Genomic DNA, 19,955 nt, shown 5'->3' on the forward strand with positions numbered 1-19,955 from the left:
AGGCTATGAATTCCCCTGGGTTCTGAAAACCCTGATTTATATACTTAATTATTGTAAATTGTCATGCCGTGTAAAACCCTTACCTGCTTATGTCAAGGAGTTGTATACCCGAATCAGCGATAGTATTGCATTGTTGCCTGGCGGTTACTCAGCCTCAACCGGCCGGAAAGATGTATTTACCGGCGCAATACCATACTGTTTCCGTTGCCGGCAGGTGCAGGGAAACGGTGCAGCAGGTGGTAGCCAACCGGACGATAAAAGCGGTTCAAGAAAAGGATACAATTTTGTACCGCCGTTTTTTGAGAAAGAAAAATGATGATGTATTACTGAAAGTGAACAACCCCGTTTCCTGTAAGGATGCTACGAAAGGCAGGAATACCAACATGATCGGGCAGTATTTGGGAAGTAACGGATGTATGGCAGCCTTGCCTTGTTACAGCCGGCCGGTCGCAGTGTATACGGTGAAGCATATACGTAATTTTGTCACAGGACTGATAGGCGCCACGGTACTTACGGGTAGAGAGGTGATTACTGGAAACAGTATCCGGAAAAGTATCGTGCCGGAGGAAGAAGCTGCCGGCAGCTAGATCGCACGCGTTGGAAAAGGAAATCATGCTGTCACCGGAAAGATAAGGCTGGCAGGTGTTTAAGCAGTTTAATGAAACCGGTCATGATCCCGGTTTAAAACGTTTTCAGAAAGTTGGGTGAGTTATTCTGGTGGTCCGGAAGCAGCACTGAGTTCGCTGTTTTATACGGAAATTAATTGTCTGTTCCCCCACATATTCTCTCCTTTCTGAGCTATACGTTTCTTAATACGTATATAATAATTTATAATTATAATTAATGCGAATTAAATTGTTAAATAATAATATTTGTTACTAATTTATACGGCTGAATGGAAGGCCATTGTACTTGGGAAACCTGGCTTTTTTTCTTGGCCATATAAATTGTATTCCACGGTATGATTTATATAAAAGAAGAGATATGAATAAAACAGATGCCGAATTGGTTTTACTGCTGCAAACCAGCGACGTGAGCGCCTTTGACAGCTTGTATTGGAAGTATCATCAGGCCGTGTACCGCAACATTCTCAAATTTGTGAAAGATGGAGCAGCAGCGGAAGACATTTTACAGGAAGTATTTGCCAGGTTATGGGAGAAGCGGATGGAGATACAGGCCACACAATCAGTGGGTGGGTGGCTTTTTGTCATCAGCTTTAACCTGTCCGTGAATTATGTCCGCAAGAAACTGCGGGAACAGGCCCTCCATAAGAATCTCTTTAACCTGGATGCAGAGGATCAGCTGGTGCTCGACAGGAAGAATATGGATGAAGAGCAGTATAACCTGCTGGAACAGGCTATTGCGCAGTTATCTCCGAAGAAAAGAACAATTGTGACCCGTTGTAAGCTTGAAGGCAAAACGTATGATGAAGTAGCCAGCGAATTGAATATCTCAAGAAATACCGTTAAAGAACATTTATCAGCTGCCATGATAAAGCTGAACGACTATATGCTGCGTAACGGGGATCGCAGATATATCATTATACTACTTATTTATTTCAGCTATCTCAATTCATCGAATTAATTCTGACGATTAATTGTATTAGTATTAAATAAATATGTTTTTTTTTAAGCAAAGACCCCCCCATTATTTATCAACCGGTGTATTTACATTAAACAGACACGATAGTGTACAACAGAAAGGAATACCTCAGACAACTGCTACATACTGATAACTGGTCTGCCGAACAGCAGGAATGGATGCTACAGTACCTGGAAGAGAACGATCTGTCTGACCTGGAAGCGGTAGCAAAAGAATATTATCAGGCAGAAGCCCCTGACGTAAAGAATTTGCTGGATGAACGCTTGTCTGTCCAATTGCTGAAGAAAATCCATCAGCGTGCCGGCATTACGAAGAAACCATTTACCGGTATCTTCTCGCTGTACCGCCGCAAAATAGCTGTAGCGGCAGCAGCAGTGCTCATAGCGGGCGCCTCCTGGTATCTGGTGGCAAAGCAACAGGTGAAGCAACTGGTGATGAACAGTGGAAATGAAAGGAAAACATTGACATTACCGGATGGCTCCCTCGTATTCCTGGAGAAAGGCTCCAGCATTACCTATCCCGAAAATTTCGGGAAAAGCGGAAGAGAACTCAGTCTGAACGGAGAAGCCTTTTTCGAGGTAAGCCATAAAGCCCGCCATCCGTTTGTAATTTCTTCTGCACTGATCAGCACTACAGTACTGGGTACTTCTTTCAATATGGAAGCACGCAGCGGTCACACAGCCCGGGTAACTGTAGTCTCAGGAATGGTGCAGGTAAATGCCCGCGATGGAGATGCCGGCAAAAATCAGCTGGTACTGAAAGCCAACAAAAGCGCCGTTTATCACCCGGCCTCGAAAGCCCTGGTACTCTATGATGCTACTGATGATGCGCGGTTCTTCTCCCAGAAGAGAAATGGAAAGTTCATTTACAAAGGATCACCGTTAGTACAGGTCCTGAATGATCTGCAGCGTTTTTACAATATCCCTGTAAAAGCCGCCGGCAGCCTCAGTAACTGCAGCTTCTACGGAGATTTTAATACTGCTGACGATCTGCAGCAGGCGCTGACTTTAATTGCCGTAACCTTAAATGCCAGAATAAACAGGGACAATAACGGGAACGGATACACGATAGAAGGTGGAAATTGCCAATAACCAATTGAAGAAAACCGTTAACCAAAATCACTGCAAAATGAAACATTTGTTGTTGTGTAGCTATTGACCTGGCCTCAGGAGGATCTATGTTGTATTGCTGGTAAGCTATCCTGTTAACTTTTAGCCCGGAAATGCTATTTCATACCTGGTTATCTGCCTTGATTAAATACGCCGTATTTAATCAACAGGGATCCTATTGCCAATACTCCCGGAAAAATTTCGTAGTCATTATATATCAACCGAACTAAATCCATCACATGGTACAAGTAACATCATACCTGTCTGGTTAGTTATTCCATCAGTTTCACACTGAGTTAAACATCACTGCACCGCAGAAGGCCCTTCTTTGCCCGGTTTTTACGAAGAACCGGATAGGGCATCCTATTACCCGAAATGAACGAACAAACAAACACTAATATGTTACGAAAAGCACAACACTATCTATGTTTTGTCACGCTGCTCATGGCTGTGCTACATGCCAGGGCCAGCGCTGCGGACCTTCAGGATGCACTGGACAAAAAAATTACCATTCAGCTACGCAACGTGGTACTCAAGGATGCGCTGGATAAAATCAGTAACCTCGCTGAAGTATCCTTTGTATATGTGGGTAACGATGCCCTCAATGCCAATAAGGTAAGCGTCTCCGCCCATAACGAAAAAGTAGGGGACCTCCTTAATAAAATACTGACACCCTATGCACTGTCCTACAGCGTTATCTATGACCGTATCGTTATCAAACACGATGCGAACAGGAAAATTACCGGACTAACGCAAACGGGCATACTGAAACAGGTACAGCCAAAACTTACTGATGTTAGAGGCGTGGTGGTATCTGAAAAGAAAGAACCGCTGCCGGGGGTATCTATCCTTATCAAAGGCTCCGGCCGCGGCACCACCACAAATGCCAAAGGGGAGTTCGAAATAAAGCGAGTTGCCGGCGATGCTGTACTGGTATTCAACTTCACAGGGTATAAAATGGAAGAAGTACATTCCAGCGAGTTTAAGAACGGCAGCCTCAGTATTATCCTCAAGGAAAAACCCACCCGTCTTCAGGAAGTGGTGGTAACCGGTTTCCAGAGTATCGATAAAAGCAAATTCTCCGGCGCCGCCACCCGCCTGAAAAGTGAGGATGCGCGCATAGAAGGTGTTGTAGATGTAAGCCGTATGCTGGAAGGACGTGTGGCTGGTCTTGCCGTACAAAACGTTTCCGGCACTTTTGGTACTGCTCCCAAAATCCGTGTTCGCGGCGCCACCTCCATCAACGGTGATAATAAACCCCTCTGGGTGGTAGACGGGGTGGTGCTGGAAGATGTGGTGAACATCTCCAACGACCAGCTCTCCAGCGGCGATCCTACTACCTTGCTCGGCTCTGCGGTGGCAGGGCTTAATGCCAACGATATTGAAAGTTTCGATATCCTCAAGGATGCCGCTGCTGCTGCCCTGTACGGTGCGCGCGCCATGAACGGCGTGGTGGTCATCACCACCAAAAAAGGCCGTGCAGGCAAGCCCGTTATTGCCTACAGCGGCAATTTCAGTACCCAGCTGAAACCCAACTACAACAACTTCAATATCATGAACTCCGGACAGCAGATGTCTGTACTGGCGGAACTGGAAAGGAAAGGAATCCTGACTTCCGACATTCTCTCCCGCGCTGATATCGGCGTGTTCGGGAAAATGTACGAGCTGATGGATGCGGACGCCAACGGCGGTTTTCCCGTTATTAACGATCCGGCTGCCAGGAAAGCATTCCTGCTGCGATACGCCAACGCCAATACAGACTGGTTCGGATTACTCTTCCGGAACAACTTCGTGCAGGAACACTCTCTCAGTATCTCCTCCGGTACAGATAAATCGCAATCCTATTTCTCTACCAGCTTCTTCAGCGATAACGGCTGGACCCTGGCAGATAAGGTTAACAGATATACGCTCAACTACCGTAATACCTATAAATTCACAGACAGGTTGTCAGCCGGATTCTCCGCGCTGGCATCTGTGCGTCAGCAAAAGGCTCCCGGCGCGCTCACCCGTAGCAGTAACCCCGTGGAAGGCCAGTATGACCGCGACTTCGATATCAACCCGTTCAGCTATTCCCTCAACACCAGCCGTACGTTAACTGCCTATGATCAGAACGGCAATATGGAATTTTTCAGGAGAAACTATGCTCCCTTTAATATCATCAACGAACTGAAAAATAATTTTCTCGACCTCAATATGATGGATCTCCGCCTGCAGGGAGATCTGGGCTGGAAGCTGACCAAAAATATCCGTTATGAATTCACCGGCGCGATCAGGTATGTGAAGTCCTCGCGCGAACACCAGATTACAGAAAGTGCCAACATGGCCAATGCATACCGCGCTGCAGGCAATGCTACCATCGCCAGAAGAAATAAATTTCTGTACCATAATCCTGATGATCCCGATGCACAGCCGGTCATAGTGCTGCCCGCCGGTGGTTTCTACAACCGTACGGAAGATCAGCTGATGAATTTCGACTTCCGTAACGGTATCACCTATACGGATACCTTCGCGCAGAAACATAATATCAACGTACTGATCGGCCAGCAGGTGAAATATGCTGACCGCCAGAATGCTTCCAATACCGGCTACGGCTACCAGTATGATAATGGCGGAACGCCTTTCCTGGATTACCGTATCCTGAAACAAACCATTGAAAGCAATTTTCCTTATTACAGCATGGGCCGCGACTATGACCGCTTTGCAGCCTTCTACGCTTCAGGTACCTATGCCTTCAATAACAAATATAACCTCACCGCCACCGGCCGCTATGATGGCTCCAACAGATTAGGTCAGTCCCGCAAGGCCAGATGGCTCCCCACCTGGAGCATTGCCGGTTCCTGGAATATAGACAGGGAGCCGTTTGCCGCGCGCCTGAACTGGCTGGATTATCTTACCCTGCGTGCCAGCTACGGCCTCACCGCCAGTATGGGACCCGCCACCAACTCCAATATTGTCTATCAGACAATTAATACCAGAAGACCACACCTCAATGAAGTGGAGTCTGTCATCAGGCTGGCACATCTGCAGAACGATGATCTTACCTGGGAGAAACTGTATACTACCAACGTGGGGCTGGACGGAGGATTCTTTAGCAACAGGCTGAACTTTTCCGTGGATGTATATACCCGTAAAAGCTTTGACCTCATCAGCATTATCAAAACGTCCGGTATAGGAGGCGAAACCTACAAAGCCGCCAACTACGCAGATATGAGCTCGCAGGGAGTGGAAATAATGGTAGGAGGGGATGTGATGCGTAAAAAGAATTTCACCTGGAAAACCAATGTCACCTTCGGTTACAATACCAACAAAATCACCAACGCCAAAAACGTTCCAGGCATCTTTGACCTGGTAGTGGCGGAAGGTGGTAACAAGGAAGGTTACCCGGTGCGCAGCCTGTTCTCCCTGCAGTACAAGGGCCTGGACCCCAAATCCGGCATACCTTCTTTCATTAATCACGAAGGCGCTGTAAGCTCTGATGTGTTCCTGCAGGACCTGAATACCAGCCACCTGGTATATGAAGGCCCGGTAGATCCTCCGGTGACGGGCGGTTTCTCCAACACCTTCCGTTACAAATCCCTTTCCCTCAATGTATTCTTTACCTACCAGTGGGGGAATAAAATACGCCTGTATCCTGCTTTCAAAACATCCTATTCTGATCTCGATGCGATGCCCAAAGAGTTTTACGACCGCTGGGTAATGCCGGGGGATGAAGGTAAAACAAGGGTGCCTTCTATTGTGGATGCATTTGAACAAACGCTGATACGCGGCGCCTATCCCTATAATAATTACAACTATTCAACCGAAAGAGTGGCCAAAGGTGATTTCATCCGGCTGAAGACAGTGTCGCTTACCTATCAGCTGCCGGTTTCCCTGATCCGCCTTGTTGGTTTCAACAGCATGTCTGTTACCGGCGCTGCGGTGAATCCCTGGCTGATTTATGCCGACAAAAAGCTGCAGGGGCAGGATCCTGAGTTCTTCAATTCCGGCGGCGTAGCGCAGCCCATACAGAAACAGTTCACGCTATCCATCAAAGTAGGCATCTAAAACAGCAAATATGAAACCGCTATACATAACGTCAACCTATACACGCATATTTAAACCGCTGGCAGCTGTTATCCTGGCCGCCGGCATACTATCCCTCTGCGGCTGTAAAAAATACCTGGAGCAGGTGCCAGACAGTACCTGGACTGATCTCAGCACCCCTGCCAAGGTTTCCAAACTGCTAGGCACCGCTTATCCGCAATCCAGCTACATAGCGATGTGCGAAGCGATGTCAGACAACGTAGCCGATAAAGGCGTAGGCGTTTATGACCGCCCTAACCAGGACGCCTATATGTTCCGCGACATACAGTCTGTGGATGCCGATTCCCCCGAAGCCTACTGGCATGCCTGCTACGAAGCCATTGCCGCTACCAACCAGGCATTACAGGCCTGCGATAAGGCGGAAGACAAATCAGCGTATACCCATCAGCGTGGTGAAGCCCTGATCGCCCGTGCCTATGCGCACTTTATGCTGGTGAATATTTTCGCAGCCATGTACGACCCTGCCACAGCCGCCGGCGCGCCGGGCATTCCCTATGTAACAGAACCGGAAACAGTGGTGATCAAACAGTATCAGCGCCGCACGGTAGCCTATGTATATGACATGATTGAACGAGATCTGCTGGAAGGACTTCCGCTCATCAGCGATGACGCCTACAGCGTGCCCCGTTTCCATTTCAACCGCAGCGCAGCCTATGCTTTTGCCACCCGCTTCTATCTCTATAAAAAAGATTATCAGAAAGTGATCAGCTATGCCAACCAGACTTTCTCCAACAATGATGTAGCCAATAACATGCGCCCATGGAATACGAGTTACAGCAGTATGTCGCCCGATCAGCTGAATGATATTTATGCCAATGCCAAAGAAAACGCCAACCTGCTGATCGCGGAAACCAATTCCTTATATGGCCGCAATGTAGGCCGTTACCGCTACGACCTCGATTATGCCCACCAGATACAGATACTGGGCTATAATGTTACCGGAGGCCGCTGGGCTTTCCCGGTATACTACTATGGCTCGCAGGATTATTTCGTACCCAAGCTGACGGAATATTTTGTGAAATCATCCGTGAATGCCACCATTGGCCAGACCTATGTGATGACGCCACTGTTCACAACCGAAGAAGTTTTGTTCAACAGGGCAGAAGCTAATGCTCACCTGATGAATACCAGTGAAGTGCTGAAAGATCTGAACCTCTACGCCAGCAAACGTATACGCAATTATAACCCCGGCGCCCATGAAATCACCCTGGATCGTATTCAGGGCTTCTACGCCATCAGCGACGTAAAAGCCGGACTGATACATACCATCCTCGATTTCAAACGTGCTGAATTTTTACAGGAAGGGATGCGCTGGTTTGATCTGCAACGCTACAAAATGACCGTTGTACATACCACCCGCGAAGGAGCTGTACTGGAACTGAAAGCCGGCGACAAACGCTGCGTATTCCAGATCCCGCAGGCTGCCACTACTTCCGGCGTAGAACTCAACCCAAGGTGAATGAAATTTTTTGATTTACGGATTTACGGATTTTATGATTTGCCACGAAGGAGTCCGTACCCATCAAATCCGAAAATTCCAAAATGAATAATTAAATATTCAAATAATAAAATCTCAAATATGAAAATGTTGCTTCTCTCCATCTCCTTATTCCTGCTGATGGCATGCAGTAAGAAAGATGATATGGGCAGGGTGGATGATATCCCCGGCCTGGGTGGCGATACCTGGGTAAAAGGGCCACTGGACCAATGGTTGTATGATACGCTCACACGGCCGTATAATATTGCCGTGAAGTACAAATGGGATCAGTTTGAATTTGAACTGAACAAAACGTTGGTGCCTGCCCGTGAGGAAAAAATTATTCCGGTGATGCGCGCTATCAAAAAGGTATGGATGAATACCTATATCGCGGAGGCGGGAGAATTATTCTTCAAAAGATATTGCCCCAAGTTTTTCATTCTCTCCGGCAGTGCCAGCTGGAATGAAAACGGCACCATCACCCTGGGTACTGCTGAAGGCGGCCGTAAAGTGGTATTGTATCTCCTCAACGATTTCCTGACCAAGGATATGCCCGGATACAAACTGAAAGACACCGCCAATGTAAAACAGATGTTCCACACCATTGAACACGAATTTGGTCACATCCTGCATCAGACCATTATGTACCCCGTAGAATTCAAACGTATCTGCGCCGGGCTGTACACCGCCAACTGGAACAATATTGAAGACATGGATGCCCGCCGCGATGGCTTTGTAACACCCTACGCCATGTCTGCCTACGATGAGGATTTTGTAGAGATGATTTCCGTGATGCTGGTGGAAGGGAAAGACGGATTTGACAAGATTGTGAACAGCATTCCTCCGGGATACAGTGTCAACGGGGTTTCGCAGGAAGAAGCCCGGAACCGGCTCCGCAAGAAGGAGGCCATGGTGGTAAGTTATTTCCAGACAGTATGGCGCATCAGCTTCTATAGTCTGCAGGCGCGCACCCGCAATGAAATTGTTCAGCTGTTGTATTAAAACTATTGGTATGAGAAAAATTACGCTAAGCTTAATACTGATACTTGCCGGTTTGTACGCCTGTAAAAAGGAAACTGATCCGGTATTCGACAAATCTCCTGATGAACGTATCAACGATACGCTCCACCACTACCAGCAGCTGCTGGTGCAGGCTCCTTATGGCTGGAAAGCGCTGATATATCCTGCCGGCGTGCCGGGCAGCGTATTCAGCTTTTACCTGCAGTTCAACGCTTCCAACCGGGTGCAGATGTTCAGCGATATCAATGCAGCATCCACCGGTACTGTCAAGGAAAGCAGCTGGCGGCTGAAAGCCCTGCAGCAACCGAGTTTACTGTTCGATACTTATTCCTATATCCATGTGCTTTGTGATCCGGATGCCGGTGAAAACGGCGGTGAATACGGCCAGGGGCTTGGCTCAGACTTCGAGTTTGCCATCAACGGTATGCATGGCGATACGCTGGTACTCACCGGCCGTTTTCATCGCAGTAAAGCGGTGCTGATAAAGGCCACTCAGCAGGATAAGGACGATTACTACCAGCATCGTATCAACCGCGGTATTGACAGTATATCCAGATTCCTGACCTATTTCAAGAAGCTGGTAACGGCTACCGCCAGCTATGATGTGGAAGTAAATAAAAATTTACACCAGATAAAGCTGAGGTGGACTGCCAACGGTAAAGTGAGATCCGTTGTAACCGGCTACCATTACACTGCTTCAGGTGTGGCCCTGTCGCCCGCATTTAAGGATACCGCCAGAGATGTTATCATCAGCAGTATTGAAAACATCAGGTGGGCGGGTAGCAGTATCACCTGCGAAATCAATAAGGCAGCAGCAGCCATTACTGAATCCGTTCGTCCTGAAGTGCTGGATATAAGCGCACCGGAACGCTGGTACAGAACCGCGCAGGACAACAAATCCTACTGGCAGGCAGCAGACGGATTTCATGTCAACGGGGTGGATGATGCGTTTGATATCCGCTCCATTCCCTCACTGGCCGGCATGGTCTACTGGCCCGGCGACGAATCTTCCGCGGATGTGCTGGGATTTGCCATCACCCCGGCCCAGGGCGGACAGCCCGGCATTGAATTCGGCGTGTTGTACTATCCGCCCACCTTCACCGATGACGGCCGCGTTGTCTTCAATGAATACAGGGTATTCGGAACCCCGCCGGTAGCCGCACCGGTGAACAATACCCGCGCACTCATGAAAGGTAAATCCGGCTTCTACATCGTCCGCACTTCCGAGAAAACCTATGATATGGTAAGTGCATCAGACGGTAAATCATGGATTACATGGGTGTTTTGATGATCCCTCACATCAACTAAAACTGAAAAACCAGAAAACGTTCACTATATGAGAAATTATACGCTTTCTTTCCTATACCGGTCAACATGGCTCACTGCCCTGTTGCTGATACTGGTTTGCCGGCTTTCTGCCCAGGTGAATATCAGTATCGGCAGCGCCACCAGCGGTAACTCGGATATCGGATATCCATGCCCGTTACAGGATTATTATGAGGGCAACAGGGCGCAATACCTGTACACCGCTGCGGAACTGACCGCGGCAGGTATGGGGCCAGGCGCTGTCAGCGGCCTCAAGTTTTTTGTCAAAAACCTGAACGGAGCAGGGCTCATCGAGCAATACGCTATCAGGATCGGTACCACTACCACCGCATCTCTCAGTGATAATTCCTGGGAGAACGCCCCTAACGTAGTGTTTGCACCGGCAGACTATACCCCCGTTGCCGGTACCAACTCCTTTACACTGGCCAGCCCGATGTTCTGGAACGGCACCGACAATATTGTAGTAGAAGTCTGCAGCGGCTCGCCCACCAGCAGCGGCGCCACCTTCTACACCAAGAATGTGGAAGTGCCTTATACTACCGGGCTTTCCTTCAACGGCTCACATACCTACCGGGCCGATGATGAAGACAACCTTTGTGGTACCGCAGAAACCGAGAATACCGGTAGCATGACCACCCGGCCCGACATCACCTTTGTATGGACGCTGGCATCCGCATGTACAGGCACACCTACCGCCGGTACTGTTACTTCCAGCGCCTCCACCGTATGCCTCAATGCCAGCTTTACCCTGAAACTGACCGGCACCACCCTGGCCTCCGGACTTACCTACCAGTGGCAGGCATCCACCACTCCGGGCACCTGGACAAATATCTCCGGCGCTACTACCAATCAGCTCACAACCTCACAAGCAGCCACCACTACCTATCGTTGCGTGGTAACCTGTACAGGCAGCAGCCAGAGCGCCAACTCCACCACCGTTACCGTTACCTCGCCCACACTGGCAGGCGGTACCTTCTTCATCGACAGATTACATCCGACTGCCCCCAATACTTTCGGCTCTTTCAATGATGCCTACAACTTCATGAAGTGTGGTATCAATGCGCCTATTGTTTTCAATGTTGTTGCCGGCAGCGGCCCCTATATTGAACAACTGAACATGCAGCCCGTCCCCGGCGCTTCTGCTGCCAACACCATTACTTTTAACGGTAACGGAGATACGCTCAGATTCACCGGCACCAGCGGCAACCGCGCAGTTATTCAGCTGAATGATGCCGACTATATCACCTTCAGCAACCTGGTGATAAAAGCTACCGGCACAGGCTCCTCCGGATACGGATGGGGCGTAGGACTTACCAATGATGCAGACTACAACGCTGTTAAAAACTGTACTATCATTGTGGATTCCACTTCCAGTTCCTCTTCTGCCTACGCAGGTATAGTCATCAGTAGCTCTGTTACTTCTCCTACTACTACCGGCAGCGCAAAATGCGATTTCAATACTTTCGATGGTAATAAAATCATCGGCGGGTATTATGGTATCGTGATGACAGGAAGCAATACCATGGCCAATGGTAACAACCGTATCATCAACAATACCATTAGTGAATTCTATAACTACGGCGTGTATGCGCTCGGATCATTTAATACATTAATTGAGAATAACCATATCAGCAGACCTGCCAGATTCAACGCAGGCGCCTTCTATGGGATCTATTTTTCAGACCTGAATACCAAGGCCAATATCACGCGGAACCGCATCAGCAATCCGTTTGGCGGCGTAACAAGCAGCACTTCTTCTGCCTATGGTATTTACTTTACCAGCACAGATGCCCTGGTGCAGCTGGAAAATATAGTCAGCAACAACGTTATCTATAACTTCACCGGTAAGGGAGATGCCTATGGTATCTATAACTCCAGCTCCGATAACGTATGGTATTTCCACAATACCATTGTGATGGATGGAAGTTCTACCAACTCTGCCACCTATACCACGCGCGGGTTCTATCAGACCACCAAGGCCGATGGTATAGAATTCCTGAATAACCTGATCTCCGTAACCCGTGGTGGTGGCGGCAGCAAGTATGCTGTTTACTTCTCGGCCACCAACGGTACCATTCATGCCAACCGCAACCTGTATTTCCTCTCCGCACCCGGAGGTACCAGCTATACCGGTTATTATACTGCCAACCGCGCTACGCTGCTCGACTGGCAGACTGCTTCCTCGCAGGACACCGCTTCGCTGGCCTCTAATCCTTTGTTTGTTGCGCCGGCTTCCGGTAATTATCAACCCGCGAATGCCAGCATCGATAATAAAGGTATTCCGAGAGGTATCACCGTAGATGTTAACAATGCTGTGAGAAGTACTACCACGCCGGATATAGGCGCTTACGAGTTTACACCCGGCCCCTGCGTGACACCGCCGGTGGCAGGTGCAGCTACCGTAAGCAATACGCCTGTCTGCGTGAACAGAAAGGTAGCCCTGAGCCTGATTAACAATAGTATCGGACTGGGTCAGACTTATCAGTGGCAGAGCGCATCTGTTGCTGCCGGCCCTTATACCAATCTCGGTAATGTGCTTTCCAATCCGGATACTGTTATCACCTCTGCAGCAACACGATATTATCGTGTAGCCGTTACATGCAGTGGCAATACCAGCTACAGCGATCCGGTACTGCTGACCGTTAACCCGGCCTTCCCCGGTGGTAATCATTATACCATTAATAAAAACCAGCCTGCCAGCGCATCCAACTTTGTCAGCTTCAATGCAGCCAAAGCAGCGATGGAATGCGGTATAGCAGGTCCGGTGGTATTCAATGTAGTGGCCGGCTCCGGTCCGTATATTGAACAGCTGGTGCTGGATTCCATTGCCGGTACTTCTGCTGTCAACACCATTACCTTTAAAGGCAACGGCGATACCATCCGCTTTAAACCGGTTGATGACAACGAACGTGCCGTGATTAAACTACGCAGTGCGGATTATATCACCTTCGACAGCCTGGTGATTGATGTAACACAGGCTACCTCCAACGGGTATGGCGTGCAGCTGCTCAGCAATGCTGACAGCAACCGTATCATCAACTCCCAGATACTGGTGAACACTACCTCTACCGGTAGCAGCTATGCCGGTGTTGTTATCAATGGTTCAGAAAATTATGCTGCTTCCGGCGATAACAATAACTGCGATGGCAATATTGTCCGCAACAACAAAATTACCGGCGGCTACTACGGTGTGCTGGTATATGGTAATGGTACCAACAACACCGTTGCAGGTAACAGCATCCGTGACTTCTACTATTACGGAGTGTATTTATATAATAATACCAACGCCCTGATAGATCATAATGATATCGCAAGACCTGCCCGCACTTCCGTGAGCTATTCTACCTATGCGATTTCCGTCGGCAGTAAATCCGATGGCGTGATCATCAGCGGTAACCGCATGCACAATATGTTTGGCGGCGCACTCACCAGCACCAACAGTTTCTATGGTATTGAACATAGTTATGCTGATGCTACTGCAGCCAATCCTTCCAAAGTAATCAACAATACGATATATGACATCGTCAGCGCAGGAGACGTACGTGGTTTATCCAACTACAGCAGCGACAATGTGGTATATTATCATAATACAGTTGCCCTGAATGACAGCAAGAGCACCAGCGATGTGGATTTAACCGGGTTGTTCCAGTCCGGAACAGTGGCAGGTGTGGCGTTCTTCAATAACATTCTTGACATCAGCAGAACCGGCCCTGGTTACAGATACGGTCTGGAGATAAACGGTACAGACGGATTCCAGTCTGACTACAACAATATTTATGTAAAAGGTGTTGCCAACAGAACCTTCACCGGCAGCGAGGCTACGGACTATATCACCCTGGCCGACTGGAGAGCCGGTACTAAACTGGACAGCAACTCTACCGCCATACAGCCTGTGTATGCGGATCTGGCAGCAGGTAATCTTGCCCAGGTAATTTCTCCGCTGGACAACACCGGTAAAGGCAAAGGCGTAACCGTGGATATCCTGGGTACTGCCAGAAATGCCAATACGCCTGACGTGGGTGCTTATGAAGTAACCATCCCTGATTGTACAGCACCGGTTGTTCCGGGTACTGCTACCGTAGATCCGGGTACGCTGATCTGTATGGGTACCGCTATTAAACTGGACCTCACCGGTAACAGCAAAGGCGGTAAACAAACCTATCAGTGGCAGCATTCAGGTTCACCCACCGGGCCGTGGAAATACATCAGTAGTCCGCAGTTTACCAGCGTGTTTAACACAACTGCCGGTCCGTTGAAATACTACCGCTGCGCGGTGGTATGTAATGGTGGCGATACCGCTTATTCCGCACCGGTAGCAGTTAACCTGAACCCGCCATTACTGAAGGGAACCTATTCCATTAATCCGGCGCAGCCTTCAACAGCCACCAACTTCCAGTCTTTCACGGCTGCAGTGGCTAAGCTGGAATGCGGTATAGCCGGCGCCGTTGTTTTCGAAGCGGAAAGCGGCACTTATACAGAGCAGATTGTAATGCACCATATTCCGGGTGCATCAGATACCAGCCGCGTGACCTTCACCAGCCGTACCGGTGTGGCAGCAAATGTTACACTCGGATACAAGGGAACGTCCGCACGCAACTATGTGCTGAAACTGGACAGTGTGGATTACGTAACCTGGAATAAAATAACCATCAAACCGCTCGATACCGTGTATGCACGCGGTGTTGAATTTGCCAACAGATCATCGTATGATAGTCTGCATCAGGCAGCGGTTGTATTACCGGCAACACTCAGAACAGGTGTTAACCTCTCCGGCGTGTATGCAGAACGTTGCCTCGGCGTTGCTAACGTTATCAGCGGTAACACCATCAGCAATGGTACCTACGGTGTATACTGGAGCAATGATTATGGCAATGATATGTCGCCCGGCGTAACGATAGACAGTAACACCATACAGCAACCGCACGACTACGGTATCTATGCCGATTATGTGAATAACCTGCGTATCCGTAAGAACAAGGTAACGCTGAGTGGTCCGCTGGCATCTACCGCCTATGGTATTTATACTGATAACAGCGACTCTTCGTTTACCGTTAGCCGTAACCGCATCTATGCTTCCAACACAGCGCAGCGTGTTTACGGTATTTACAACACTGCTTCCGAGCCTGTTTCCAGCGCACCCGGACAGGTGAACGGCAACGAAGTATATCTCCGCGGCGGCCTTACCGGCGACCTGCGCGGTATTACTGTCAGCAGTTCAGAAAACATCAACATTGTTAACAACGTAATCAGCATACAGACCTCCGCAGGCAACTCCTATGGATTCTATACAGAATATAGTGGTCCGCTGAATATCAACAACAACAGTATACTGAACAGCTCCACCGGTACGTCCAACAACTATGCGGGTTACCTCGCAGCATCCTCCATCTATGGTGTGCTGAAAGTGAGGAATAACATCTTCGCTTCAGATACCAGCGGAAGGGCTTTGTATATCGGTGATCCGAATTATCTCAACAGCGATTACAATACATTGTATACCAAAGGAACCGTGCTGGTACGCCAGGGCACACCTGCCACCAGTTACGCCAATTTCGAGGCATACCGCACCGGAAGCAGTGTAGACGGAAGTTCCATTGTGTACAAACCGGCCTTTGTGAGCGCGTCCGACTTACAGCCTGCCATTGCAGATCCTGAAGTATGGGCTATCCATGGCCGCGGTGTACAGGTGCCTGGAAACGATAAGGACATCAACGGTAATCCAAGACCTACCATCCTGAAAGATGGGGTGCCGGATATGGGCGCCTATGAGTTCCTGCCTACGTCTACGCCTCCTGTACTGCCGGCCTTCCCGGCAGCACCTGCGGCCGGCATTACGCAGACATTCATGTTCGGTACCGATACCGTTACCAAAATTACCTGGAACGGCACTACCACCTTACCGACAGATCTTACCGTAAGGCGCTATTCCGGCGTGAAACCGCCAAATGTGGCAGCCGGTACAGACTTCATGTACTTCTATACAGATGTGGATGCCACTCCGACGGGCAGTGTGTACAACTTTAATATTAACCAGTATTATGTTGACTCCTGGCAGGGTTATATCAAACGTCAGAAAGAAATCAGACTGGCGAGAACTGACAGCACCAATAAATGGATTACAGATTCGCTGAGCCGTGTGGATGATGCTAAAAATGTCATCATCGACAGCAGCCTGCATTACCTGGATAAATTCACAGGTCTGAACGGCGGTAACAACGGACCTCAGCTGCTGCAGCCGGCAGACAGCTCCAACCGCGGTACCCGCTTCTGGGTAGGATATGGTCACCACCAGTTCTTCGGCACCACCAATATGCAGAACATGGTGCTGTATCTTAACGCGAAGGATTCTGCCAACGTAGTAGTAAAAATCAACGGAACAGGGTGGGAGCGTACATACCGCATACCGGCCAATAAAACCATTACCACGGAGATTATGCCTAAGGTAGGCGTGAACGACTCCCGCCTGCTTGATGAAGGCTGGTCAGACAGAGGTATCAGCATTGAAAGCGATGTGCCGATTGTAGCCTATGCGCACATCTATGGCAACACCTCTTCCGGCGCCACCATGCTGCTGCCGGTAGGTACCTATGGTTACGATTACTATGCGCTGACTTCCCGTCAGTATTATCAGACCAATACCTATTCCTGGTTCTATGTGGTAGCCGACTACGACAATACAACCGTGGAAATTACACCAAGTGTGCCAACGCTGGCAGGCAAACCAGCTAACCAGACGTTTACGGTGACACTGAATAAAGGTGAAGTATATCAGGTGCTCGGCGCACTGCTGCCCGGCTCTTTCGGCGAAGGATATGACCTCTCCGGCAGCCACGTGAAATCCATCGTTAATGGCGACGGCAAGTGCTACCCCGTAGCCGTATTCTCCGGCAGCAGCCGTACCGGTATTGGTTGCGGCGGCGCAGCAGGCACCGGATCCGGCGATAACCTGATACAGCAGAACTTCCCGTCACAGGCATGGGGTAAAAAATACCTTACCGCGCCTACCTCCAACGCAGACGATGCCACCCTGTTAATGGGCAATATCTATCGCGTGCTGGTGAAAGACACAGCCACTAAAGTGAAAGTGAACGGTACGCTGCTGACAGGACTTATCAACAAACGTTTCTATCAGTACGAAAGCCAGACAGCTGATTACATCGAAAGTGATCAGCCGGTAATGGTGGCCCAGTATATGTCGTCCTCCGGAGAGTGCGAAAATACCGATGGTGACGGCGACCCTGAAATGATCTATATCAGCCCGCTCGAACAGGGTATCAAGCAGGTAGGATTATACAGGAATACAGTAGAGGTAATCAACGTCAATTATCTGACCCTTATCATACCAACAGCAGGAGTGGGTTCTTTACGGATAGACGGCAGTAACGTGTTCGACTATACGTATGTGCATCCTCATATGCCAGGCTACAGCGTAGTGGTGAAAAGATGGGAAGCTGCCTCCGCACAGTGTAATGTCAGCAGTGATTCAGCGTTTACCGCTATTACCTATGGCCTCGGCGGATTTGAAAGCTATGGTTACAACGCAGGTACGCTCGTAAAGAACCTCAACATCCTGCCGTCATTCAGTAACGTGATGAACCCGAACGGCAACAACAATACCTACACCTGCGCGAAAACGCCGTTCCGCTTCTCTATGATGGTGCCGGTTAAACCGACCAAACTCATATGGAAACTGAGCCAGGTGAAAAACCTTACGCCAAATGCGGATGTATCACAGGATAACCCGGTACCGGTAGATTCCGTGATTGCGAATGAAAGGAAATACTATCGTTTTGTATTGCAGGGCGATTATGTATTCTCTGCGCCGGGCAACTACAATGTGCCTATCCTGATCTCTCATCCGGATATTGAAAGCTGCAGCAACAGTTTTGAATCTGTACTGACAGTGAAGGTAATACCTGCGCCGGTAGTTGATTTCACCACCCTGTTCTCCGGTTGCGTAAACGACCCGGCACAGTTCAAGGGTAGTGCTACCACCAGCAACAACGTGGGTATCAGCAAGTGGAACTGGAACTTCGGAGATACTACTTCCTCTGCAGCGAAAGATACCGTCAAACAATTTAAATATCCGGGCATACATCGTGTGAAACTGAGTATAGTAGCTGCCGAAGGCTGTATAGGCGATACCACCAAGGAAGTGGAAGTTTATGCACCTGGTATTGCATCACTGGTGAAAGATTCGATGACCGTGTGTGCCGGATCTGATGTAACCCTTTCTGCTAAAAATCCACAGGCCGGCGTACTGTATAACTGGTACGACGCACCAACAGGCGGTAACCTGCTCTTTACCGGTAACGACTATACGATCAGGGCAATAGCTGCCGGCGGTACCTGGTACCTGGAAGCAGTAACCCACGGATGCCCCGGTGAAGTAAGAGCCAGAGCAGTAGTACATGTACTGCCGGTACTGACCACGCCGGTAGTGAAAGTGGATACAGTAGGTGTAAACCTGATCCGCTTCTCCTGGAAGGCAGTACCTAATGCTACAGAATACGAAGTATCCATCGACGGCGGCCGTACCTGGATGGCTCCAAGCTCCGGACGTCAGGGCCTCGTGCATCTGGTAGCCGGATTACAGCCACAGCAGACGGTGAAGCTCATTGTAAAAGTGAAAGGTTGCGAAGAGAAAATATCTGATCCTGCGGAAGGTAAAACACTGCCGGATGGTATTTATATCCCCAACACCTTCACACCTAACGGTGACGCGAAGAATGATATGCTGAAAGTATACGGCTATATCATCAACAAAATTCACATGGCCATCTTTGATCAGTGGGGTGAAAAAGTGTTTGAAACAAACAGCCAGGAACCAGGATGGGACGGTACTTACAAAGGTAAGCCGCTGCCTTCAGGCGTATACATCTACGTATGCCACCTGGTATTGAAAGACGGCTCCACCGTTGAGAAGAAAGGCGTGATTAACCTGATCCGTTAAACGAAAAGTTCAGATCATGACGAAGCTTATAATGCCAGTAATTGTAACAGCTGCGTTGCTGTCCGGGGTGAAAACCCCGGCAGCAGGCCGCAGCTGCAGACAGGGAATAGACAGTCTGGTTAACAGTGCAAGATCTATCACTGCCTTCCCTAATCCCGTAGCCGCATCGCTGCGTGTGCAATCTGTGAAACGTATCCGGGAACTGGTGATATATGCCATGGATGGCAGACAGGTAAAGCAATTCAGGAAGCCCGGCAATGATAACATGATGCGCGTAGCAGACCTGCAGCAAGGACCTTACCTGCTTCGCGCCACTTTTGAAGATGGAACCGGAACGTCGAAGATGATCATAAAGCAATAATCATTTCAATATGAAAAATTGATT

General features: G+C 49.1%; 9 protein-coding genes. All 9 read left to right on the forward strand.

Annotated features, from left to right (window positions below):
• The first annotated feature begins 299 nt into the window (after positions 1 to 299).
• The 9 genes from GWG06_RS12640 to GWG06_RS12680 all read left to right on the forward strand — a co-directional run bounded on the left by GWG06_RS12640 (position 300) and on the right by GWG06_RS12680 (position 19,931).
• Positions 300 to 587: a hypothetical protein gene (locus GWG06_RS12640; protein WP_160713621.1), complete on the forward strand. Its 288-nt coding sequence runs from the start codon at positions 300 to 302 to the stop codon at positions 585 to 587.
• Positions 588 to 984: 397 nt separating this feature from the next.
• Positions 985 to 1,584, forward strand: a complete 600-nt coding sequence (locus GWG06_RS12645) for an RNA polymerase sigma factor (protein WP_127041701.1) — start codon at positions 985 to 987, stop codon at positions 1,582 to 1,584.
• Positions 1,585 to 1,688: 104 nt separating this feature from the next.
• Positions 1,689 to 2,693 carry a FecR family protein gene (locus tag GWG06_RS12650; protein WP_127041699.1) on the forward strand — a complete coding sequence of 335 codons (1,005 nt, stop codon included), beginning with the start codon at positions 1,689 to 1,691 and terminating at the stop codon, positions 2,691 to 2,693.
• 417 nt (positions 2,694 to 3,110) lie between these two features.
• Positions 3,111 to 6,755, forward strand: a complete 3,645-nt coding sequence (locus tag GWG06_RS12655; protein ID WP_127041697.1) for a SusC/RagA family TonB-linked outer membrane protein — start codon at positions 3,111 to 3,113, stop codon at positions 6,753 to 6,755.
• Between the two features lie 10 nt (positions 6,756 to 6,765).
• Positions 6,766 to 8,253 (forward strand): RagB/SusD family nutrient uptake outer membrane protein, encoded by a 1,488-nt coding sequence (locus GWG06_RS12660; protein WP_160713623.1) that lies wholly within the window; start codon positions 6,766 to 6,768, stop codon positions 8,251 to 8,253.
• A 120-nt stretch (positions 8,254 to 8,373) separates the two neighbouring features.
• Positions 8,374 to 9,273 carry a zinc-binding metallopeptidase gene (locus GWG06_RS12665; protein ID WP_127041693.1) on the forward strand — a complete coding sequence of 300 codons (900 nt, stop codon included), beginning with the start codon at positions 8,374 to 8,376 and terminating at the stop codon, positions 9,271 to 9,273.
• 10 nt (positions 9,274 to 9,283) lie between these two features.
• A complete protein-coding gene (locus GWG06_RS12670) occupies positions 9,284 to 10,579 on the forward strand; it encodes a DUF4302 domain-containing protein (protein ID WP_160713624.1) in 1,296 nt (431 codons plus the stop codon).
• A 48-nt stretch (positions 10,580 to 10,627) separates the two neighbouring features.
• On the forward strand, positions 10,628 to 19,570 hold the full coding sequence (locus GWG06_RS12675) for an Ig-like domain-containing protein (RefSeq protein ID WP_160713626.1): 8,943 nt from the start codon (positions 10,628 to 10,630) through the stop codon (positions 19,568 to 19,570).
• A 16-nt stretch (positions 19,571 to 19,586) separates the two neighbouring features.
• Positions 19,587 to 19,931 (forward strand): T9SS type A sorting domain-containing protein, encoded by a 345-nt coding sequence (locus tag GWG06_RS12680; RefSeq protein WP_127041051.1) that lies wholly within the window; start codon positions 19,587 to 19,589, stop codon positions 19,929 to 19,931.
• Positions 19,932 to 19,955: the final 24 nt, after the last annotated feature.

The sequence above is a fragment of the Chitinophaga solisilvae genome (assembly GCF_009928525.1).
GTDB lineage: Bacteria > Bacteroidota > Bacteroidia > Chitinophagales > Chitinophagaceae > Chitinophaga > Chitinophaga solisilvae.